Source organism: Variovorax sp. M-6 (assembly GCF_052114385.1).
Classification (GTDB): Bacteria; Pseudomonadota; Gammaproteobacteria; order Burkholderiales; family Burkholderiaceae_C; genus Variovorax.
On sequence record NZ_JBFREQ010000059.1, the window covers coordinates 1 to 20,796 of the forward strand.

The window sequence follows — 20,796 nt, forward strand, 5'->3', positions numbered from 1 at the left end:
CCTTCTTGAGCGTCGAGGACCTGGTTAAGCGCGCGGGGCTGGATGCCCACGACCTGAAATGCTTGTCGGGCGCCGACGCGCTGCTGACCCTGTCCGGTCGCCGGCCAGATGCCGTGTGGGAAGCCGCCGGAGTCGACACCCGTCCAACCGAGATGCTGCGCAAGGCGCGGACGGTTGAGGAGCCGTTTACGTTTGCCGAACCAACAGAGGGCGCGGAAGTCGCAGACGACTACGCCTCGATGGGTCTGACGCTGCGGCGGCATCCGCTCGCGCTGATCCGCCATCGTCTCGCCGAACGGGGCGTTCGAACGGCAGAAGAATTGCGCACCCAGGCGCGCGACCGTGACCAGGTGACGGCCAGCGGCATCGTCACGCATCGGCAGCAGCCAAGCACCTCGAAGGGCGTGATCTTCGCGACGCTGGAGGACGAGACCGGCACTGTAAACATCATCGTCTGGCCCAAGCTCGCAGAGGAGCAGCGCTCGGCGCTCCGGCAGTCGCGGCTGCTGACGGTGCAGGGCACCTGGCAGAGCGAGAAAGGCGTGAATTCGCTGGTCGCCGTGCAGCTCTGGAACCACACCCCGCTGCTGGGGGACTTGCGCGTATCGAGCCGGGATTTCCGGTGACGCTATCTAGGCGATTTCCCCCTCGGCCATTCAGGTTCTGGCAAGGTTCGCCCCTTTGGGCCAGGATATCCTCGCTGAAAACTGGAGGTGTCCTACAGATGACAACCCACCTGCGCAGAATCTCAGTCACCGTGGACGAGCCAGATCCGGGGCACTTCTATTGGCTGCTGCTGGAGTCGCGCGAGGACGCCAGCGTCTGGGAGGCGCTGGAAGCCGCCGACGAACCCCTTGCGAGCTGGAGTGATGCTTTTGACGCGGGGTGCGTTGCCCTCTTCAAGCTGGCGCCGGACGAGCGCCTCGGCCCGAGAGCTTGGGGCGAAGACGAAGACGCGGATCCGGTGGGCTAAAGCCTCGCGCCTGCTGGACTCCCTGGCAAGCATGCCCAAGAAGCCCGCAAAACGAACTCCAGTTGACCTTCGCCCGGCGCGGGTCAGAATGAGCAGAAAGCACCGGAGGCTCGCCATGCCCATGGACTACCTGCGCAGGATCGAGAACGCGGAGTTTCCGCTGAGCGTCACCGACATCAACGAGATCGGATACGTCGCGATTCTCAAAGCGGCTGGCCTCGTGGAAGCAGCAGTTCCCCTCCCGTACCGAGATCCGGATGGCACTACCGTACAAGCACCGGCGATAGTCGCCGAGATCACTCAGAAAGGGCGAGAGGAATTGGCGAGGTTGCGCGGCAGTCCGCCATCGCCTTAGGTTGCCGCGGGGCTAGTGCAAGACCAATTGCGTAGGGGTCGCCCCTGTACCAAACCCAAAGGCCTCTGATTCCTCAGAGTTCATTTCGTAGGCCAGCATGCCGGCGGCCACGATTAGCACAGCAGTGCCGACCCTGCGAAATACCCTATCGACGTCGCGCGCGCGGTATCGGTGGGACTTCATGACGACCTCCTTTCGGATGCGTCGTAAATCGTTGCACGTGTTCCGAGCGGGACGCTGTCAGACAGACACGCAAATTCGTTTGGTGCTGCAACGAAAAACCCGCCGGGCTTGCGTGGGGCGGGTTTGATTTAGGCGGCACTTCCCCTCGAGAGGATCTTTGCAGAGCGCGAGCCCTAGGGCGACGTACGGCCGGGACGGAGGCCATAGCCTTGAAGGCGAAACTCCGGTATCCCTGGTGATAGCGGGGTTATTAGTACACCACAAGGTTCAGTAATGCAAAGCACCATGTGCCTGATGATGCTATTGAAGAAGGAGGAGGATGCTGGATGTCCTTGCTATCCGTCAGTCAAAAAAATCCCAGCGTTGAAGAGGTTATCGCCTCTTACTGCGCCGCGCGCTACTGCATCGAGCCGGCGGGTGCATCCGCCGTGATATTGCGCATCGGTGAGCGGTCAGCTGGGTTGGCCGCGCTGTACAGCGAATTGGATGTGGACAGCTGCGCATTCCTCACCGCCTCGAACCCGTTGGGGGTTGTCTTACGCGATGCGGACAATGCCGTCGCCATGACTGCGCTCTGCGTTGATGTGCACGCATTGGGCCTCGCGCTGTTGCCGGGCGTTAGCAGGGATGGCGACCCCGCCAGCAGTTGGCCCGGCGAAGAGAGCGTTGCAGTCCTCGGCATCGGTCGAGACGCGGCGCGTGACCTAGGGGATCGCTATCAACAGAACGCCATCGTGTGGGCAGGCTCCGATGCCGTGCCTGAGCTGATCCTCCTTCGATAGCTCGGGTCGAGGCCATAGGGCTGGCTGCCTGCGACCGACACCGAGAAGCGGCGCTTGAACTTGCTATCCTCCAAAAGCAAGGTTGCTTCTTACTCCGACGCGACAAGGAGGATGCGATGACCATCGTCACCAGCTTGTTCAAGGACAAGGACAGCGCGGAGTTCGCTTTCCGGTCCGTTGTCGAACTGGGCTACGACAAGAGCGATGGCAATGTCGTCATGTCCGACGAAGTTCGCCAACGACACTTTCTCGCCCACATCCCGATCACAGAATATCCAGATGCGACTGATCTGGAAGAGAAGGCCGCTGCAGGAGACATCAACGACCCAGCGAACAAGACATGGGGCGGTCCGGTGGGTGGGACGGTGGGCACGCTTGCGCCGGTAGTTGGAGCTGTGGGCGTGTTGCTGATCCCTGGTTTCGGGATCGCGGCCGGGCCATTGGCCATAGCACTGATAGCTTCCGCCGCGACTGGTGTAGCGATCGGCCTCATGGGACTACTCAAGAACTGGGGCATTCCGGACTCGCGCGTCGAGCAGTACGAACTCGGACTCCGTGCGGGCGGCATTCTGCTTGGAGTGAAAGCGCACTCCGACGCAGATGCTGTGGAAATTCAGCAACGTTGGCAAGAAAGCGGTGGAGAACACATTCATTCGTAGGCCACTGAGACGGTACCCAACAGGTTGAACACGCCGTGCATCGTCTCGCTGCGCGCGCCGAGCGCATCGTTGCCAAGTTGTGCGAGAGAGATAGCGCCCGTGCCCGGATTGACCAGCGGCCCCGGCAACACCTGCACCGGCACGCTCTGCAGCGGCATGTTGCGGCCAGCAACCCGTCGTGGGATATGCCCTGAGCAATGCCGGCCTGATGGCCAACCTGAGCCTCGACGGCACCAAGGTCAGCAAACTCGATCTTTGATCGTTTGGCGTGGGGCCTTGCCCGCCCTGTCACTTCAATGCGGGATCCCTACCGGTCGCGGCCTTCGACTTGGCGCGCGCAACGGGCGTCAAGCCGCAGGAGGTGACGCGCATTCTCGAACTGCACCACGCCACGAAGATCGACACCCTCGCGGACGCATTCGACGCCTTGGGCTATCGACTGGATCTCAAGGTCTCAAAGGCGAAGGCAGCGGCGTAGCGTCACTCGCTCGCTAGCGGCACCAGCGCGAGGGTCGCGCCGCTCTGGCCTGGCGCGCGAGCGAGGTACGCGCCGGCCTGGGGCGGCGAGACAGCGGGGTCCGGCGCCCTGGGCGGCCGGCGCTGGCCGGCAGGAGTCGCCACGCCGGCCAACAAGGCTACACCGCATGCATTCCGCCATGGTTGCGGCGGGTATCGACCTGTACCTACGAGCGTTCCATGGGGCCTCCTACGTTCGCAGAATCTGGTCGATTTCTATATTGCCGATGACGCCGAAGCTCAAGCAGGAACACCGGGTTCTCTACGCCCGTCGGCGCCAAGGAGATCACCATGAAAAAGCCGATATTGATATTCGCCGTTACAGCGTTGTGCCTGGTTTCCGGTCCAACCAGCGCGCAGATGACCTCGCCGCCGAAAGCGGCGGTCGAATCGGCCGACGCCGCCCGCGACAAGATCGCGGCCGACTACAAGGCAGCCAGGGCGCTTTGCGACGCCATGAGAGACAACGCCAAGGACGTCTGCGTCGAGGAAGCCAAGGGCAAGGAAAAGATTGCGAAGGCCGAACTCGAACAGCAGCGCCATCCGAGCGAGAGCAACGCACGCAAGGTCGCTGAGGCCAAGGTGGAGGTCGCCTACGACGTCGCCAAGGAGAAATGCGACGACTTGAAGGGCGATGCTAAGGACGCTTGTGTGAAGCAGGCCAAGGCCGACGAGGCTAAGGGAAAAGCCGAGATCAAGGCCATGAAGTAGATGAGCAGACGGCCCCGCAGGTGTTGCAGGTGCTGCATCCGACCGCACAATATTCCGGGAGTCACTCCGTCAGCGCTTCGGCGTGCCGCTCGCAGACTTCGCCGGCGATGCAGCACCGGTCACTTCCTCTCGGCAATCTTGCGCACGGCGTCGCCGCTAGCCTGGCGCGCAGCTGTGGCTCGTTGCCGTGCAGGCAGCCTGAGCGGCCTGGGAACGGCGGCTCAAGGGGTCGCTCAAAGCTGCATTTCGACCCGCGCGGCACCGGTCGGGTCCTTCTGGGCAAAGGCCACTACGTCTTCGCCATAGCGCTGCACTTTGAGGTCGAAGCGGCTATCGCCCACTCGCAGTCCGGAGATGTGGATGGCCTCGATCCCGTTGGGCAGACGGGGGTGCGTCACGCGAACACGGTGGCGAGCCGCCTCGACCGTCACCCCGAGACAGGCCTGCAACAGCATGAACACCGAGCCCGCTGCCCAGGCCTGGGGCAGGCACGCGACCGGATAGGCTACCGGCGCCTCGCCGGGCGCGCGGTCGAAGCCGCAGAACAGCTCCGGCAGGCGAAGCCCGAAATGCACGGCCGCTTCGAACATGTCGCCGAGCAACTGGACGACACCGTCGCGCTCGCCATAGCGGGCCATCCCCGCGGCGCACAGCGCGACGTCGTGCGGCCACACCGACCCGTTGTGATAGGACATCGGGTTGTAGCGTGCCATGTCCGAGGGCAACGTGCGTACGCCCCAGCCGCCATCGAAGGGCGCCGAGCGCAGTTGCTGCACGACGAGGCGCCCTCGCTCGGGTGACGGCAAACCCGAGAACAGCAGGTGCCCGGCGTTGGAGGCCCGCACCCGGCACGGCTGCTGTTGCCCGTCCAGGGCCAGGGCGTAGGTCTGCAACTCGGGCAGCCAGAAGCAGCGCTCGACGCGGGCAGCCATCCCGGCCGCCTCGGCCTCCCATTCGCGCGCCTGCGCGAACTGACGCCGGGCGCGTGACAACATGCCCATCCCGCGCAGCGCGGCGAACGCATAGCCCTGCACTTCCACCAGCGCGATGGGTCCCTGGGCCGATCGACCGTCGGCGTGGAACACCGAGTCGTGGCTGTCCTTCCAGCCCTGGTTGGCCAGGCCGGTCAGTTCGCCCCGCGCATAGCTCACGAAGCCGCCGTGCCGCCGAGCGTTGCCCTCGATCCATTCCATCGCCGCGAGCAGAGCGTCCCAGATGCTCGCGATGAATTCCATGTCGCCCGTGCGTTCGGCATAGGCGGTCGCCAGCATCACGAAAAGCGGGGTGGTGTCGACGCCGCCGTAGTACCGGCTGAACGGCAGTTCCTTGACCGCCGCCATCTCGCCCTTGCGGGTCTCGTGCATGATCTTGCCGGGTTCGGCGTCGTGGAATGAGGAGGTCTCGCTCGCCTGGTGGGCTGCCAGGAAGGCGAGCACGCCGCGCGAGAGCGCCGGGTCGAGCCACAGCGTCTGCAGTGCGGTGACCACCGCGTCGCGGCCGAAGGGGGTCGAGAACCACGGGATGCCCGCATACGGATAGGGTCCGGTGTCGAGCTCCGTGGTGAGCAGGGCCAGGTCGGCCTCGGACTTGTCGATCCAGGCCTGGAACAGGCGCCCGGATGCGCGCACCCGGGCGCCGCGGCGCCGGTGAATGCGCAAGCTCCAACGAGCATGCGTCGCGCCTTCCCGGTAGCGCGTCGACGAGGGCTCGGCATGCGAGTCGCCGACTTCGACATGGAGCGTCCAGCGGGCGCGGCCGTCGAGGGCGACGTCGAAGGTCGCGTGACCCTCGGCCAAGCGGCCGGGCACCTCCGAGAAAGACAGCACGACGCTACGCCAGACCGTATCGAGGCCGCGGTAGCGCAACGCGACCTGGCGTTCGCCGACCGCCCCGGCGACGAGTTCTCCGCGCTGGGGGCGCTGCTGGCCGCGGACCTCGAACATGTCGCGGAAGTCGGCGCCGAACAGCAGGGTCAGCGGGACGCGCGCGGCCGCATCGCCGTAGTTGACGAGCGTGATGCGCTCGTGCACCCGGTCCTGCCACAGGAAGCGCCGGCGCTCCAGATGGATCACACCTTGCGGCATCGAACTCTCGCCCAGGGGCGGCAGTGGATGGTTGGTCATGTTGGCCGTGAAGAACGCGTTGTCCTGGCTCACGGCGCTCGACAGCAGCGCCGGCTGGCGGCCGTCCATCAGAAGTCGAAAGGTCGAAAGCCAGCGCGTGTCGTTGTGGAAAAGGCCGTCGCCCTCACCCGTCACGTCACCGAAGGCATCGGCCACGAGGAAGGTGTCGCCCTCCTTGAGCACGAACAGCCGCTGCCCCGAACGCACGGGCGGCGCCGGCCACTCGTCTTCGCGTTCCGTGGCGGATTCTGACTTTTTCACGGCGGCTCCCGCTTCCGGCTAGGCCGCGATGCCTTCGCGCGTCGACTCGCGGCTACCGCTGGCGATCTGCCAGTAGAGCTGCGTGTAGCGCGCGGCCATGGCCTGGGCCGTGAAGCGCTGCTCGAAGACCGCGCGGACCGCGTGCCGTGCCAGGCGTCCGACCGCTTCGACCGCGGCCACGGCCTGGTCGAGGTCGTCGACGACCCAGCCGGTGACCCCGGCGTCGATGACTTCGGGTACTGCGCCGCAGCGCCAGGCGATGACCGGGGTGCCACAAGCCATGGCTTCGATCATCACCAGTCCGAAGGGCTCGGGCCAGTCGATCGGAAACAGAAGTGCGCGTGCGTTGCCGAGAAAATCGCCCTTCTGCGCGTCGCCGATCTCGCCGATGTAGCTCACCAGGGGGTGGACAAGCAACGGCCGGATGGCTCGTTCGAAATAGTCCCGGTCCACGGCATCGACTTTGGCCGCGAGGCGCAGGGGCACGCCGGCAGCCTTGGCGATCTCGATCGCGCGATCCGGTCGCTTTTCCGGAGAGATGCGCCCCAGGAAGGCGAGGTAGTCCCCCCTGGGCGTCGGCGTGAAAGGCAGCCCGCGCGGATCGACCCCGTGGTGCACGGTGGCGCGCCAGTTCGCCTCGGGCATAGGCCGCCGCTGGTGGTTGGAAATCGAGACCAAGGGGAAGTCGCTCCATCGGCGATAGGTATCCAACAGATCGGCAATATCCAGCCGACCGTGAAGGGTTGTCAAGGTCTTCGCGGCCATCTGCTCGAACAGCGGGAAATGCAGCATGTCGATGTGGAAGTGCACGACGTCGAAGGCATCGGCGCGACGCCGCACCTCGTGCAGCATCGACAGATGGCTCGCCAGATCGGACTTCAGCGGCGAGTCGTCCAGTCGCAGGGCCTGCCGACGCGTGGAGACCGGCGTGGCGCGGGTGCGCATGTCGCCCGCGGCGAATAGGGTCACATCGTGGCCCTGCTCGACCAGCGCATTCGTGAGGTGGGCAACCACCCGCTCGGTGCCGCCGTAGAGGCGGGGTGGAACGGCTTCGTACAGCGGTGCGACTTGTGCGATCTTCATCGTCTTTCCCCGGCGGCATGCCCTGAACTCGGAAATCCTGGAGCCTTTTTAACGCCGCCGATGAAGGTCGCGGACGGCATGGGGCCCGTCGGGTCGTCGGTCGAAATCGTACGACGCGCGGTCTATGAAACGACAGCGGCAATTGAATCCGGATCGCTGACCGGCAGCCATTGCCGGGCGAATGGATCCCGAAATACCCGAAGCGGCGCCCGAAGCCGATCAAGCGCCTCAAGGGCCTGCTGGCGTGCTATGTCGTCCGTCCCGGCCGCGGGCGCAGGTCAAGCAGATGAATCAGCAGTGGCGGCAGACCGGGCGCTTCAGGACGCTGATCGGTGCCTCGCTGCCGATGCAGAAATGACGACGCGCCGGCGCTCAGCTTCAGACGGAGCCGCGCGCGACGCCGACGGATTGGCCTCTTCGCCCATGGCCGACTGCATTGGCGCCCAGCGGGCATTCGGGACAGGCGTTCGTCGCCTGGCGCAGCGCCTCGATCGAACGCGGCCGGATGGATTCAGACTTCAACATGAACCGCCAATCACTCAATCGGGTCCGCGCGGTCGCCCGCCAGCAGCAGCTGCGGAATCTGCGACACGCGCCAGCCCTCGCCTCTCCGGTGAAAGGCCCATACGAGGTCGAATCGGTCCTCCGGCCAACACGCTGGCAAGCTCGCATTTGAGCCGAGCAACAGCGTTGCGATGGCCACGATGGCCTTGTGTTCCCAAGCCACGAGCACGCAACCTTCCAGCGATCGAAGCCGATGGACCAGTGCCGCCTCCTCTCCCACTGCGAACTCCAGCGAGCCTGCCAGCCCGAGTACGTCGGCAAGTGGCTGGAGCGTGCGGAGCGATCGCGCACTGGGCTTTTCAGCCGTAGGTCGCGCGGCGAAGAGGTGGCGAGGTTGTTCAAGGCCGCTTGCCGTCAGTCGGCTTGGGCTGCCGAACAACGCCGCGAGGGCGCCCGCACGCTGCCACCCGAGCACGCTCAGTTCATGCGGGTTCGGTCGGCCGAAATCGTCCACCGCCTGGACAACGTTGTCCGGCGTCGGTTTTTCCGCGTGCCGTATGACGAAGAGATAAGTCATGAGATTGACGCGTGGTCCGAAGCGAGTTGTGACCGAGGTTGTTCAACGACGACTGTCGTCTCCCGCCTCCGATTCGATGACCGTTATCTTGCCGTCGCGCTCGAGAATCGCCAGCGCCACGCGCGAGAAATCTGAACTGCCGAGCTTCTGCCGCACCGCCTCGCACAGATTGCGCTCGGTCAGGAGCGCATCGAGCATGGCCCGTCGGTTCAGCTGGCCGTGGCTGATGATCACCACCTCGCGCCCGCTCACGATGTCTTCGAAATGCGGCCACCGGCCAGTCGCAATCGACAGCGCCCGATGGACCAGCACCAGCGCCGCGCCAGCCGCAACCGTGGCCCAAAACGGAGAGGCTCCGACAACCGCCCGACTGAGCACCGCCCCCAGCAGCACGGTAACGCAGGCGTCGAACGGTGTGTGCTGGCCGAATGATCTTCGCCCCGAAGCCCGGATGAACAGCAGCGCGATGAAGAACATGACCACTGCCCGCGCCGTCATCTGCCAGATTTCGAGGTCGGAACCTTCGCCGAAGAGCCATTTGATCCATGCCATGGTCATCCGGAAGGCGCCAGCCCCACCCGGCGGCAGGCCTGTTCCTTCCTCCTCAGGACCTCACAGCCGCAGGCCGCATCCCCGGGTTGGTTTCGGGGTCTCCGCTCGTGGCTATACGGGTGACCCAACGGCCGTTCGCACTGGGTGCTTGGCATGGGCCACTCTGGCTACGCAGCGGTTGGTGAGCGAGTGAACATCGCCCACTTCACGGTCAGGATATCTGCTGCAATCTTCGCGGCGTTTACGCCGATGTACGATTGGGCTGGATCAAATTCGAAGGCCTCGTGGTATCGCACCACTTGGGCATAGTCCTTGTCGAACGTCATAGGGCCCATGAGATCGGTTGGGTCTACCCCTGCTGGGACTGCAAGAAACTTCTTCGGATTGGTGGCACTCTGGTAAAGGTCAATGCTCATCAGGTTCATAACGACTCTCCCATCCAGGTATCGGCGAGTTGAGCAAACGGTGCGGCGCAGTGACCCTGCGGCTCGCCGTGTTGCTTTGGGTCCGTTCGTGTCTCAGCGGTGCGTTTGGGTGGGGCGGATTGGCCCCTCTGCGGATGCAACGGATAGGACGAAATCGCGCGTCTCAAGCTTGACAGGCTTCAAAGGGTCAACTCGATGGTGTATCAGTGCCACGCCCTCGATCACATCAAAGTGAGTCCCGCAAGCCTGCAACAGGCTGTCACCGCGTCCGCATGCGCCGAATACGTCGCGCAATGCGCCTTCGGACACTTCCGCGAGAATGCGTGGACCGTCGAGTCCGTCGGGATAGATGGCGAACCGGACGCTCGCCGTGTCGATGCAGTGGATCGCTTCGCAGATCATGGTCTAGTCTCCCTTCATGTACCGCACTGCCGGACCGTGATTGAGCTTTCATTTGATTCGCCTTGAGGTGGGCCGGCAGGGCTGGGGCGCTGGTCAAAGTCTCAGTGCGCATCGTTGAAGGTATGCGGGAAGGATCTCATTGCGGTACCCGCCGGCCGGATCTCCCCGCATTCAGGCCTTCGGTCAGTACCGTCGATGCTTAGGCTATCGAAAGACCGATCCTACAAAGACAATGCGCCTGACCCTATGGGCACTGCGAGTCAACTCATTCGGCACTGCCGCATGCAAGCATGAAGTCAACGAATGAACGTCCTGAATGATCCTGACTTGTTCAAGCGGCAACGGGGGAAGCCGCGACCAAGTGTTCAGTCAGGAACCATACCTGCAGTTCGTTGGTGCGAAGCACATTGCTTACGAGAACGTCATTGCTGCCAGCGTCTCCAGATTTGTCAACTTTCTCGGCCGCCTCCCGCGCGGCGACGATGATCAGTTCGTGAGCTTCCGCGAGCCGTTTCAACTGTACGGGCGCTGGCTCACGACCTCGTGGTGGGCGCGCGATCTTGGTCGTCTCTGCGATGTCCGCAGCCATCGCAAGGGCAATTCCCCCGAGGAGTTGAATGCGTTCGGCAAGGATGTCGACTAGTAGCACTTGACCCTCGTAGTGCTGGTCATACATCAAGTGCAATTGATTGAATGTAGGTCCGACCACCTGCCAATGGTGCTTCTTGTACATGTCACGCAAGGTAATGGTGTCGGCGAGGCATTGATTGAGAAGCGCGACGCTTGTTTTGCACACTGCTTCGGAAAGGCCATTGGGAAGTTTGACGATCTCCCCATACTTCTGGGTTTCATGAGTTGGCTGGTCCAGGTTCGGCTGGACGGCCTGCTCCTTCTCAGTCATTGACCGAGGTGCGGCTGATGTGTTCGTGGCCATGTGCGGACTCCGGGTTGAAGAGACGAATTTCTAGCACTCGGGCACTGCCGCGTGTGTAGGCCGGGGGCGTCAGTTGCGCGGGCAGTTTGGCCTCAAGACAGCCACAGTAGCGAGCCTCGCGCGCGGTACACCCAAGGGTTGGAGCCATGCACAGCCGATAGGGCACTTCTCGGGTCGTTGACCTGAGGCCCCAACATAGCCGCCCAGACGCGGAGCCGGTCCATTGGGCGGCCAGAAGCCGTCTTCAGCTTGTCATCGGAGGGTTGACCACGGAAGCCGCGGCCACGACGGCGAGCAGCGTGTCGCCGAAGCCTCCGCGCGCCCGAGCGTCGGTGCGAGCGCTGGTCGTAACACGCGGCGCGGCGCTCCAGGCGATGCGGGCGCCCGATCTCAGCAAGGCCGCGACCAGCGCGACATCTTCGCTGCAAGCCAGCGCCTGGAAGCCACCCACGTTCCGGTAGGCGACCGCGGAGACGCCCAGGTTGGCGCCATGCACATGGCGATGTCCATCGGCATCGGTGTAGGTGCGCGCGAAATGGTCGCGGATGAGTTCCCCGTGGGGGCCGTGCGGGCCCCAATCGGCAACGCCGATGGAGCCGCACACGACATCAGCATCTTGCTCCAGTTGTTTCACCAACCAGTCGGACGAAACCAATGTGTCGGCGTCCGTAAAGGCCAGCCAGCGTGCGCCGGCGGCCAAGAGAAAATCCGCTCCCGCCGCGCGCGCGATCCCGACGTTGCGCGCCGCGAGCGACAGCGTCAAGACCCCGTACTGATCGGCGATGGCACCCGTCGCATCGCTGCAGCTGTCGAGCACCACCACAACGACGATTGCTTCACCCGCCAGTTCCGGATGGATGGTCGTCCGCATGATGGCTGCCAGCGTGGGACCTATGTGCTCGCCCTCGTTGTGCGCGGGAATGACGATGCCGATCATCGAATGCCCTCCCGCTCCGCCACCGATCGACCGTCGCGCGACCACACCTGGAGCAGAAAATCCTCCTCTTCGTGCCGGATGGTGCACGGGATGCCGATCGCATCCAGCGCCGCGTGCACCTCCGCGGTGGAGAGGGCACGCTCTCGGAATTTCGGGCGCCAATCGCACGCGATCAATGTGCCGTCCGCGTCGAGCGAGAGGTCGCAGCAGTTCGCAACGCGGCGCATGGACGGTTCGTCGAGGAAATAGCCCAGCTCGCTGAGAACGATGAGGTCGAAGTGGCCCGCATCGTGCGGCCAGGCGTATGGCAGCTCCTGTTGCGCGACCCGCACGTTGTGCAGACCATGACATCGTTCGCGCGCGATTCGGATGGCGCGCTCCGACCCGTCGCTGGCCAGTATCTCCTCGCAGCGCTTCGACAGCGCGAGCGTGAGTTCGCCGGTGCCGCAGCCGGGCTCGTAGGCGCGACGGTACCGTCGCTGCGGAAGAGTGGCGAGAAGCAAGGCGCGCTTGCGCTCCTCATACCAGCGGGTGCGCAGCGCATAGGGATCCTCGCTCGCACCGTACAGCGCATCGAAATAGCTGCGTTGGTCTCCACTCATGTGAACAACACTTCGAAGGCCCGCGAGGCTCGTTCGACCGTCGTGGCACGAAGGATGGGGCCGGCACCAGTGGAAGCGTCGGACCGCAATTGGCTGGCGAACGCCTGGACCGCGCAGCGCTTGCGGTATGTCGCCTCATTGTCCAGCGAAAGCAAGCGAGCGCGCTTCCACGGCACACGTGCGTCGGCCGGCGCTGCCCAATGCCAGGCCCACACCGGCACCTCGATCAGCCGCGCACCGGTCCGAGCCGCCGCGAAGGCGCACGCATGGCCAGTGGCGTCATGGTCGGGGTGCCCGTCCTGCCGCCAGGTGGTAAAAACCACGTCGGAGCGATGCAGCAGCGTCAACAGCCGGTCTGCCAAGAGTGCACCCAGGCCCTGTAGTTCACCGTCCGGCAGGCCCAGCCTCAAGGGCTCGATTCCAATACCGAGGCAACTCAGGGCAAGCAGGCTCTCGCGCGGACGTTCACGCGCCAAGCGCTCGGCCGGCCAGTCAGCGGATCCGCGATGGCTGGCTGTGCCGTCGGTGACCGCGATCAACTGCATCGACGTGCCGGTGCGCGCGAGTTGCGCCAGCAGGCCGCCGACTGACAGCACCTCATCGTCAGGATGGGGCGCCACCACCACGGCACGGGCATACTGCGGGACCAGTTCCTCGCGTGTGATGGCGGGAAGGTGCGACAGGCCAGGCCAATCGCTCCACACCGCTTCGGAAGTGCCCTGCCCCTCTATGACACGCTCGGTTACAACGTCCATGGCAAGGCATCCGCATGGATCAGCTGGCCACCGAGCGTCGCCAGGTCGCGCTCGGCATGGCTTTGCCGCAGGAAAACCGGCAGGTCGGCCATCGCCCGCGCGAAACGAGGGTTACGGCACAACGGCCCCGCGCCCAATGCGCGACCGGCACGAAGCATGACTTCGTTGGCAGCCTGTTCGGCGACGAGCCGTGCGCGGAGGGCGACACGTTGCGCATCGTCCCGGGGGTGCGCGTCGATCCAGGCGGCGGTCTCGCGCAGAACCGCTCGCGTCGCCGTCATCACCGCATCGATGGCGCCGAGGTGCGCAAGACGATGGGCGTCGGGCGCCTTGCCGCTGAGGTCGCACGCCATCCGTGCAATGCCGAGCGCGCCACCGAACCAACAGGCCGCGATGCCCGCGCCACCGTGCCAGAAGCCCGGCCGTCGGACATAGTCGCCGGGTCCGCCGATCGGGATGGCCTCGGCCAAGTCGAAACAAACATCCACGCTGCCGCTCGCTGCCATCCCTACTGCCTGCCACCCGTCCCCGGTGACCTTGATCCCCCCCTGATCCATGGCCACGGCAGCCAGGCAGGGCTCGCCTGCAGCATTCCAGCAGCTCACAACCGCGTGAGTCACGCTGGTCGCACCAGAGCACCAGGCCTTGGTACCGCTCAGGTGAGCGCGGGACGGCCGCCTGTCGCTACCATCGGTGTCCATCCTGACCCGGGCGTCCGGCGGCTCCGCGCACCAGGTGCCCCATCGCGAGCCGGAGGGTGCGACCTGCGCTCCGAGTTCCGTGAGGATGGCGAGCGCGTCGGCGTGTCCCTCGAACAGCTTGGCGAGCGAGAGATCGTGCGCTGCAACATCGGCGAATGTGCGCCAGCGCGCCAGGGTTCGGCCTGAACCCGGCATCGGAAGACCATGCTCAATGCCGGCTTCGACCAAATGCCGCAGCGACAGTCCAGCCCCATGCCGTTGCGCGAGTCTGCAGAAGGAGTGATTGATCACCTGGGTGAACATGAGTTGCCGCAGATTGAGATGGTGGGGAGCAAGGTCAAAGTGACGACCCACAGTACCCGGGCGCTCGTCCCACCCTTCGTCAGCGTATCGCGCACGCCCGTGTAGGAAGCGTAGCGGGACGCGGTTTCTCCTATAGCGATGAAAAAGGCAAGCGACCGGCCTGCCCCAGACCTGACCGCACAGCATCCATCGGAGTTTCGTGACTGTCCGAGTACAGGGACTCTAGCGATCGGCGCGGCAGGGCGCGCTTTTTTTCCGGATGCTTGATGCCGCAGCGCCCGAAGGCCTCACTCTTTCGCAAAAGCGCCGTCAATGACGCCTACGTCGCGACTTCGCGCCGCCCACCAAGTGTCCCCCGGGGTCTGTGGGAAGGACGGGACGTCGGTGGATTCAGGGCGCACCATCCGGCCGCCGCGCCCCCGGAAGAGGTTTCAGAACAGAACGTTCGCAGTGGTCTGCCTAGTTTGGCGCGTTCAGCGATTGGTGCCATATTGCATGCTGCACATCGGCAATTAGGCGGGGCAGAGGAAACGTCATGTTGAAAAATCAGATCTATCGGAGCGTTCTGAAGTCTGTTCGGAGATTCGGTAGGCATCGTTTTTTCCACAGTCCACTAGTGGCGCGCCTGCTCTGGGACACGGCACCACGCGAAGCCTTGCTGCTGGCCGATTGCTCATCCGAAATCTTTGTGGTCGCGGCGGGCGACCCCGTCATAGGTCAATGGCTATTCAAGCATCGCGAGCCCTACAACTTCTTCAAGCTGCATCGCGTTGCCTCGTTGCTGAGCGAACGCCACCTGACTTCACTGATCGATATCGGCGCCAACATCGGAACGATCTGCATTCCTGCGGTGAAACGCGGGCTGTTCGAAAGGGCCATCGCGATAGAGCCGGAGCCCCTGAACTATTCGCTGCTGAGGACCAACGTGGAGGTCAATCGAGTCTCGGCCCACATCACAACGCACAACATTGCGCTGGGGGAGAAGAACGACGAGACCCTCTCGTTCGAACTCTCCAAGATCAATTTTGGCAATCACCGGGTTCGATACGGCAGCGACGTCACTGACCCCGGACAAGAGACGATTGAGGTGCCGTCGCAGAGCCTTGACCGCATTGCAGAAGGTGTGGATCTAGGTTCGGCGCTGCTGTGGATGGACACACAGGGTTTCGAGGGCCATGTGCTGGCAGGCGGGACCCGGACACTGCATCGCAAGCCTCCTCTTGTCATGAAGTTCTGGCCCGATGGGCTGTCGCGCAGCGGCGGCTTGGAACGACTCAGGCAGGCACTCCAGGTGGCGGGCTACACTTCATTCCGCGATCTGAACGAGCCGGACGACGTGTTTCTTCCGTTCTCGGTCGACGTGCTCGACGTCTTGGCTGCCCAGCTGAGATCGGGCGGCGGTCAGACCGATCTGCTGCTCGTATGAAGGTGATCGAAGCGGCATGATTCGGCCGACCGCCGAGCCGATCGCAGATCCGGTATGTACTCCCTACCCAAAGGTTGGAACTCTCGCGCCTCATGCTCGACCTGGACACGGCCCCGGCGAGCATCACGCTATGGAGACCACCCCCAGCGCCACCGAGGCCCCCGTCATCGCCGCGGTCGCAAGCCAGCCCAGGAGCTTCCATTTGCGCCCCAGCACCATCGGTCCCATCACCTTGGGGTTCGAGGCCGCGACCATCACGGCGACCATCACCGGCACCGAGATGACTGCATTGACTACCGCCGCCCAGTACAGCGCAGAGATCGGGTTCAGCCCGGACAGGCTGATGCCAATGCCCAGCAGCATCGCGGCCGCGAGGATCGCGTAGAAGCTGCGGCCGTGCACCAGCGTCAGGTCCAGGCCCTTGCGCAGGTGGAAGTAGCTGGCCACCGCCTCGGCGGCCGAGCCCGCGAGCACCGGCAGCGCCAGCATGCCCGTGCCAAGGATGCCCAGCGCGAAGAGCCAGAAAGCGGCGTCGCCGGCGATCGGCCGCAGTGCCGCAGCCGCCTGGGCGGTGGTCTCGATTCGAGTCTGGCCGTGGGCATGCAGGGTCGCCGCGGTTGCGGTGATGATGAAGAATGCGATCAGGTTCGAGAGCCCCATGCCCACTGCGGTGTCGATGCGCAAACGCCGGAACTGCCGCCGAGCCTGGTCCGGTGCAATGCGCAGCGGCTGGTCCCCGGCCACGCGCTTGATCTCCTGCACCTCCTGCGACGCCTGCCAGAAGAACAGGTAGGGACTGATGGTCGTTCCGAGAATGGCCACCACCGTGGTGACGTACTCGCGACTCCAGTGGAAGCTCGGCGCGAAGGTTCCCTTCAGCGCCGCGATCCAGTCGACGTCGACCGCGAACACCACGCCCACGTAGGCGAACAGGGAGAGCGTGAGCCACTTGAGTACGCGCACATAGCGCTCGTAGGGCAGCAGCACTTGTAGCAGCAGCGACACGATGCCGAAGCCGACCGCATACCAGGCCGGCCGGCCGGACAGCACCAGCGCGGCCGAGTCGCCCATAGCGCTCAGGTCGGCGCCTAGGTTGATGACGTTGGCGACCAGCAGCAGAAGCACCAGCGCCGCCACCATCCACTGCGGGTAGAAGCGCTCGAAGGTCTCGGTCAGGTTCTTGCCGGTGACGCGGCCGATGCGCGCGCTGGCCAACTGGATGCCCATCATCAGGGGGTAGGTCAGCAGCAGGGTCCACCCGACCCCATAGCCGAACTGCGCACCGGCCTGTGAATAGGTGGCGATGCCACTCGGATCGTCATCGGCCGCTCCGGTGATCAAGCCCGGGCCGAGCTTCGACCACCATCGCTCCTTCGCGGCCGTGGTCGCCGGGCTTGCAGGCTTCGAATGAGTGCTCATCTGGGGCTCCGCAGTGAACGGGGTGGGGCAGCCTCGCAGCGGCCGCCGGTCCCACCGATAGGTTCGGGCCCCGGAGCGCTGTGGGACTGGATCGACTCTGCGCCCGGGACGTGGTGTCGGACGACATAGGTGGGGCGCGGCCTTGCCTACGGGAGCAGCGGGGGTGGCCGGTGCGGGTGTCCCCATAGTGCCGCCGCGGCTGCGATTGCAGGCCTCGCGTTCGTCGGTTGCACGACCACAATGAAGGGCGACTACGCGAGCAGCACTTCGCGTGCTTCCATCGATGCCTAGGTCGACTCCACCCTCGAAGCTCCATACGAATGTGGCGGGATCCCTTGCGACCGCGCTGGCGGCACTTTCCTACAACATCACGGCCGGTCGGGTGAGCGACCTGCGGCTCGCAAACCTCTAGATTGCGGCGATGACCGAAGTACGCAAAGGCCAGGCGCCGGCCACCCTGGAGCGCGCCGATTTTCACGAACGCTTCATGGATTCGTACCACGACCCGGCGTTCAGAGCCGAATCGCAGGCACTCGCGCGCATCGAGCTTATCGCTTGGGACGCCTACCAACGGGGTCGAAAGGCGCCGATCACGCGCAAGGCAGGCCCGGGCTATGCCGACCCCGACTACGAGCTTTCGGTCGACTGGCTCGAAGCCAAGGATCGAATCGAAAGAGCCCAGACCATCTGGGGCAGCAGCGCGACGCCGTCGCGGGTGCTGCTCATCAATGGGTCTCCCCGCAACGACGGCACCTGCCCGGGCGAGATGTCGAAGACCTATCGACTGCTGGAAATCGCTCGTAAAGTGATCGAATCGCAGGGCCTCCACGTCGATGTGCTGGACCTCAGTCTACTGACGTCCGAGTACGGTCGGCACATCCATCCCTGCAAGGCCTGCGTTTCGACCGCGATGCCGTTGTGCCACTGGCCCTGCAGTTGCTACCCCAACCACTCGCTGCGCCAGACCGGCGATTGGATGAACGAGATCTACGAACGCTGGGTCGCGGCGCACGGCGTCATCCTGTTCACGCCGACGCACTGGTACCAGGCCACCAGTGCGCTCAAGCTGATGATCGACCGCCTGGTCTGCGCGGACGGCGGCAATCCCGACCCCACCTCGACGCATGGCAAGAAACCCGAGGAAGCCAAGGCGCTCGAACTCCAGGGCTGGAACTACCCCCAACACCTGAAAGGCCGAGCTTACGGTGTGGTGGTCCATGGCGACGTGGCAGGTGTCGAAGGCCTCCGGCGCATTCTCTGCGACTGGCTCGATTGGATGGGGTTGGTCGACGCGGGGTCCAAGGCGAGGTTGGACCGCTACATTGGCTACTACGAACCCTATGCGACGAGCCATGAAGCGCTCGACGCAGACTCGGACTTGCAAGAGGAGACGCGCAATGTTGCGCGCGCACTGGTACGAGCAGTTGCGGAACTGCGCGCGGGACTCGGAGACCGACCAGATTCGAGTCTGACGTCGCCACGGCCCAAGTAGGCAGGTCGCCTGCCTACAAGGGAACCGGCATAGATCGCGATCCCGCGAATGCATCTGCGCGCGGCGCCGCAGCTTCCGCAACTCGGCTCACGTCTGAAAGGGGGCGAAAACCGGCAATCCTCACCAAGATCGTGATCGCTACCAAGCAGCATCCGGCGGTGCTCGTCCCCTCGGGCCGGGCGCTGGTGCTGGACCTGATGCGCTGGAAGATCCGCCTAGCGCGATGCCGGAGTCGCACATTCCCTGAGCGTGCAAGATGGACCTGTCGAAGGTAAAAAGGGGACAGCCGTACGCGGCCCGAAACGGTCTCATGTCATCTCACGCCGAACACTCGCAACGTGTCGGAATGCTGCTCATGCGAAACCACCTACAAGAACTGTGTGACACTTCCGATCCTGAGTGATGCGCGCCGGCGAGACACCTGTAGCCGCTGGGCTTTGAATACAGGCCGGCGTTACCAGCGATGCCGGCACAGGAGTTTTCTCATGGCAATGACATCCGGCAACAGTGTGATTTCCTCTGAACGTGTTGAAGGCACGGCCGTCTACAACGCGGGCGGGGACAAGCTTGGTTCGATAGACGACCTGATGATCGACAAGGTGTCCGGTCAGGTGCGGTACGCAGTTTTGGAGTTCGGTGGTTTTCTGGGGATGGGCACAGACCGTTATCCGATCCCCTGGAACATGCTCAAGTACGACACCGTGCAAGATGGCTACGTCGTGCCCTTGGACAAAGCCCAACTGGAGGGAGCGCCGCGCTACGGTTCTGGCGCCGTTCCGGACTACGATGACGCATACAGGAGCAGCGTGGACAAGTACTACGGGCTCTGATTGCGAGTGTCCCGGTGCGTTGCGGCGCTGAACGAGCCCGTCTGGCACCGATGGCCAATCCTCCTCGAGGCCCTCAGCGGAAGAACAGCTTTCCCGCGATCGGACCGAGCATGACCTAGCCTCCGAGGCCGGCGACCCTTCGCGGCAACGCCGGTCTCTCCTCAAAAAGAATCTCGGGACCGATTAGGTTGCCTAAGGATTCATCATGAACGTCTTCCTGCCTGCATAGGTGTTGGCGCGGTGGCTTGGTGGCGTGATTCTTCAAAATGCAAAATAACGTAAGAGGCGTCCCGGTTCAGGGCAGCGGACATCCATTCGTGAACACCATCTCGGCGACGAATGAGGTAGTTGGCCCCGATCACCCTTGGCCTCAGGTCCCACTTAAATCCTCCATCCATGAATTCCTGGCTGCTTCCGTTCCCTTCTTTCCTTCGCCCTTTCAGGCAAGCCCGCGGCACGCAGTGACCGAAAACCGGTTTGCCGACAGCGGCGGCGTTTAGTGTTTGACGACCATCCTCCCATCGGGAGGTAGCGGCCCATCCTGCGCTTGGTTACAAATACCGTCGGCCTGCTTGCTGTGCGGAGGCCTCCACTCTCCCGAGAATGATGCTTCCGATCGCGAAGGTGGTGAACGCGCAGGCCCGCATCGCTAGGTGGAACTTTCTCCGCACAAATATTCAGACGCTGTCTTACAAGCGCCGGCGCCCCGAGTTGATCAAGTCCCCCCTTGTCGCAATTTTCCGGGCCGGCAAGGTGTTCGGATTCTTTCCGCCGACTCCGGGCGCTCGGGAGCACAAAGGCTTCAAGATGAATAGCCAAATCCATGCTGTATCTGGCTGGCCCGAAAGGCCCGAGGAACCTGTTGCTTACCTGCAGGTAAGCGACTACGTCCGCATGCTTCTCCGTCGAACGGACGTGGTGGGCCCCACTTGTCCCTCCTGCCACACGGTAAACCGCGGACGTTTACTCCACTGCCGCGCTTGCGGCGCGTCGATGCCGTCCAGGATCGACGAAAAGATCGAAGACCCGCCAGCGCCAGATGCGTCCGACAAGGCCAGCTTTCCAGAGGCGAACGCGCTGCGCAGCGTTCTCCGGCTGACGCTGGGGCCATCGTTGGTGCTCTTTGTGGCGTTTGCTTCCTGGTATGCGTTTCGCACGGAATCGAGGACGCGATACGAGTCTTCGGCCTCGACCATGTCGATTCGGGCCGCGTCGGTCGTGCCACGCGCGGCACCTTCGTCCAAGGGGATCCCCTTGAGAGTCGCCGTAGTCGACGCGGGCGCCATCTCCT

General features: G+C 64.1%; 24 protein-coding genes and 1 pseudogene. 12 read left to right on the forward strand and 13 right to left on the reverse strand.

What is annotated here, in order from left to right:
• From AB4Z46_RS33825 to AB4Z46_RS33845, 5 genes are all read left to right on the forward strand, one after another.
• Positions 1–626: OB-fold nucleic acid binding domain-containing protein (locus tag AB4Z46_RS33825; RefSeq protein WP_442287929.1), on the forward strand; the 626-nt coding region annotated here is incomplete at its 5' end.
• A 98-nt stretch (positions 627–724) separates the two neighbouring features.
• Positions 725–973 (forward strand): hypothetical protein, encoded by a 249-nt coding sequence (locus AB4Z46_RS33830; RefSeq protein ID WP_442287930.1) that lies wholly within the window; start codon positions 725–727, stop codon positions 971–973.
• 115 nt (positions 974–1,088) lie between these two features.
• Positions 1,089–1,328, forward strand: a complete 240-nt coding sequence (locus tag AB4Z46_RS33835) for a hypothetical protein (RefSeq protein ID WP_442287931.1) — start codon at positions 1,089–1,091, stop codon at positions 1,326–1,328.
• Between the two features lie 509 nt (positions 1,329–1,837).
• Positions 1,838–2,293, forward strand: a complete 456-nt coding sequence (locus AB4Z46_RS33840; RefSeq protein ID WP_442287932.1) for a DUF3293 domain-containing protein — start codon at positions 1,838–1,840, stop codon at positions 2,291–2,293.
• Between the two features lie 116 nt (positions 2,294–2,409).
• A complete protein-coding gene (locus tag AB4Z46_RS33845; RefSeq protein ID WP_442287933.1) occupies positions 2,410–2,952 on the forward strand; it encodes a hypothetical protein in 543 nt (180 codons plus the stop codon).
• Here the strand turns inward: AB4Z46_RS33845 and AB4Z46_RS33850 are convergent.
• Complete coding sequence (locus tag AB4Z46_RS33850; protein ID WP_442287934.1) at positions 2,943–3,110, reverse strand: hypothetical protein; 168 nt, start codon at positions 3,108–3,110, stop codon at positions 2,943–2,945. The two genes, AB4Z46_RS33845 and AB4Z46_RS33850, sit on opposite strands and share 10 nt — an antisense overlap.
• 8 nt (positions 3,111–3,118) lie before the next feature.
• Here AB4Z46_RS33850 and AB4Z46_RS33855 point away from each other — a divergent pair.
• The 3 genes and pseudogenes from AB4Z46_RS33855 to AB4Z46_RS33865 form a co-directional block, all read left to right on the forward strand.
• Positions 3,119–3,211 (forward strand): annotated as a pseudogene (locus AB4Z46_RS33855) (BPSL1445 family SYLF domain-containing lipoprotein); the annotation flags it as partial.
• A gap of 69 nt (positions 3,212–3,280) precedes the next feature.
• Positions 3,281–3,430 (forward strand): hypothetical protein, encoded by a 150-nt coding sequence (locus tag AB4Z46_RS33860; protein WP_442287935.1) that lies wholly within the window; start codon positions 3,281–3,283, stop codon positions 3,428–3,430.
• Positions 3,431–3,759: 329 nt separating this feature from the next.
• Positions 3,760–4,179 (forward strand): hypothetical protein, encoded by a 420-nt coding sequence (locus tag AB4Z46_RS33865; RefSeq protein ID WP_442287936.1) that lies wholly within the window; start codon positions 3,760–3,762, stop codon positions 4,177–4,179.
• Positions 4,180–4,412: 233 nt separating this feature from the next.
• Here the strand turns inward: AB4Z46_RS33865 and AB4Z46_RS33870 are convergent, their stop codons facing one another.
• The 11 genes from AB4Z46_RS33870 to AB4Z46_RS33920 all read right to left on the reverse strand — a co-directional run bounded on the left by AB4Z46_RS33870 (position 4,413) and on the right by AB4Z46_RS33920 (position 14,338).
• A complete protein-coding gene (locus AB4Z46_RS33870) occupies positions 4,413–6,563 on the reverse strand; it encodes an amylo-alpha-1,6-glucosidase (protein WP_442287937.1) in 2,151 nt (716 codons plus the stop codon).
• Positions 6,564–6,581: 18 nt separating this feature from the next.
• A complete protein-coding gene (locus AB4Z46_RS33875) occupies positions 6,582–7,646 on the reverse strand; it encodes a glycosyltransferase family 4 protein (RefSeq protein ID WP_442287938.1) in 1,065 nt (354 codons plus the stop codon).
• 535 nt (positions 7,647–8,181) lie between these two features.
• Entirely contained in the window at positions 8,182–8,727 is a 546-nt protein-coding gene (locus AB4Z46_RS33880; RefSeq protein WP_442287939.1) for a hypothetical protein, read from the reverse strand.
• A 42-nt stretch (positions 8,728–8,769) separates the two neighbouring features.
• A complete protein-coding gene (locus tag AB4Z46_RS33885) occupies positions 8,770–9,279 on the reverse strand; it encodes a DUF421 domain-containing protein (RefSeq protein WP_442287940.1) in 510 nt (169 codons plus the stop codon).
• Between the two features lie 167 nt (positions 9,280–9,446).
• Positions 9,447–9,704: a hypothetical protein gene (locus tag AB4Z46_RS33890; protein WP_442287941.1), complete on the reverse strand. Its 258-nt coding sequence runs from the start codon at positions 9,702–9,704 to the stop codon at positions 9,447–9,449.
• 93 nt (positions 9,705–9,797) lie between these two features.
• Positions 9,798–10,106, reverse strand: a complete 309-nt coding sequence (locus AB4Z46_RS33895; RefSeq protein WP_442287942.1) for a hypothetical protein — start codon at positions 10,104–10,106, stop codon at positions 9,798–9,800.
• A 331-nt stretch (positions 10,107–10,437) separates the two neighbouring features.
• Entirely contained in the window at positions 10,438–11,040 is a 603-nt protein-coding gene (locus AB4Z46_RS33900) for a Dps family protein (RefSeq protein ID WP_442287943.1), read from the reverse strand.
• A gap of 244 nt (positions 11,041–11,284) precedes the next feature.
• Positions 11,285–11,977 (reverse strand): glycosyltransferase, encoded by a 693-nt coding sequence (locus tag AB4Z46_RS33905; protein ID WP_442287944.1) that lies wholly within the window; start codon positions 11,975–11,977, stop codon positions 11,285–11,287.
• Positions 11,974–12,579 carry a class I SAM-dependent DNA methyltransferase gene (locus tag AB4Z46_RS33910; protein WP_442287945.1) on the reverse strand — a complete coding sequence of 202 codons (606 nt, stop codon included), beginning with the start codon at positions 12,577–12,579 and terminating at the stop codon, positions 11,974–11,976. Before AB4Z46_RS33910 ends, AB4Z46_RS33905 begins: the two co-directional genes overlap by 4 nt.
• Positions 12,576–13,334, reverse strand: coding sequence for a PIG-L deacetylase family protein (locus tag AB4Z46_RS33915; RefSeq protein WP_442287946.1), 759 nt, complete (start codon positions 13,332–13,334; stop codon positions 12,576–12,578). The genes AB4Z46_RS33910 and AB4Z46_RS33915 overlap by 4 nt, the downstream gene beginning before the upstream one ends.
• Positions 13,322–14,338 (reverse strand): acyl-CoA dehydrogenase, encoded by a 1,017-nt coding sequence (locus tag AB4Z46_RS33920; protein WP_442287947.1) that lies wholly within the window; start codon positions 14,336–14,338, stop codon positions 13,322–13,324. Before AB4Z46_RS33920 ends, AB4Z46_RS33915 begins: the two co-directional genes overlap by 13 nt.
• 535 nt (positions 14,339–14,873) lie before the next feature.
• Between AB4Z46_RS33920 and AB4Z46_RS33925 the strand changes: the two genes are divergently transcribed.
• Positions 14,874–15,764, forward strand: a complete 891-nt coding sequence (locus tag AB4Z46_RS33925; RefSeq protein ID WP_442287948.1) for an FkbM family methyltransferase — start codon at positions 14,874–14,876, stop codon at positions 15,762–15,764.
• A 123-nt stretch (positions 15,765–15,887) separates the two neighbouring features.
• Here the strand turns inward: AB4Z46_RS33925 and AB4Z46_RS33930 are convergent, their stop codons facing one another.
• Entirely contained in the window at positions 15,888–17,183 is a 1,296-nt protein-coding gene (locus AB4Z46_RS33930) for an Nramp family divalent metal transporter (protein WP_442287949.1), read from the reverse strand.
• Between the two features lie 421 nt (positions 17,184–17,604).
• Between AB4Z46_RS33930 and AB4Z46_RS33935 the strand changes: the two genes are divergently transcribed.
• The 3 genes from AB4Z46_RS33935 to AB4Z46_RS33945 all read left to right on the forward strand — a co-directional run.
• Entirely contained in the window at positions 17,605–18,675 is a 1,071-nt protein-coding gene (locus AB4Z46_RS33935) for a flavodoxin family protein (RefSeq protein ID WP_442287950.1), read from the forward strand.
• 491 nt (positions 18,676–19,166) lie between these two features.
• Positions 19,167–19,505: a PRC-barrel domain-containing protein gene (locus AB4Z46_RS33940; protein ID WP_442287952.1), complete on the forward strand. Its 339-nt coding sequence runs from the start codon at positions 19,167–19,169 to the stop codon at positions 19,503–19,505.
• A gap of 603 nt (positions 19,506–20,108) precedes the next feature.
• Positions 20,109–20,796: hypothetical protein (locus AB4Z46_RS33945; RefSeq protein WP_442287951.1), on the forward strand; the 688-nt coding region annotated here is incomplete at its 3' end.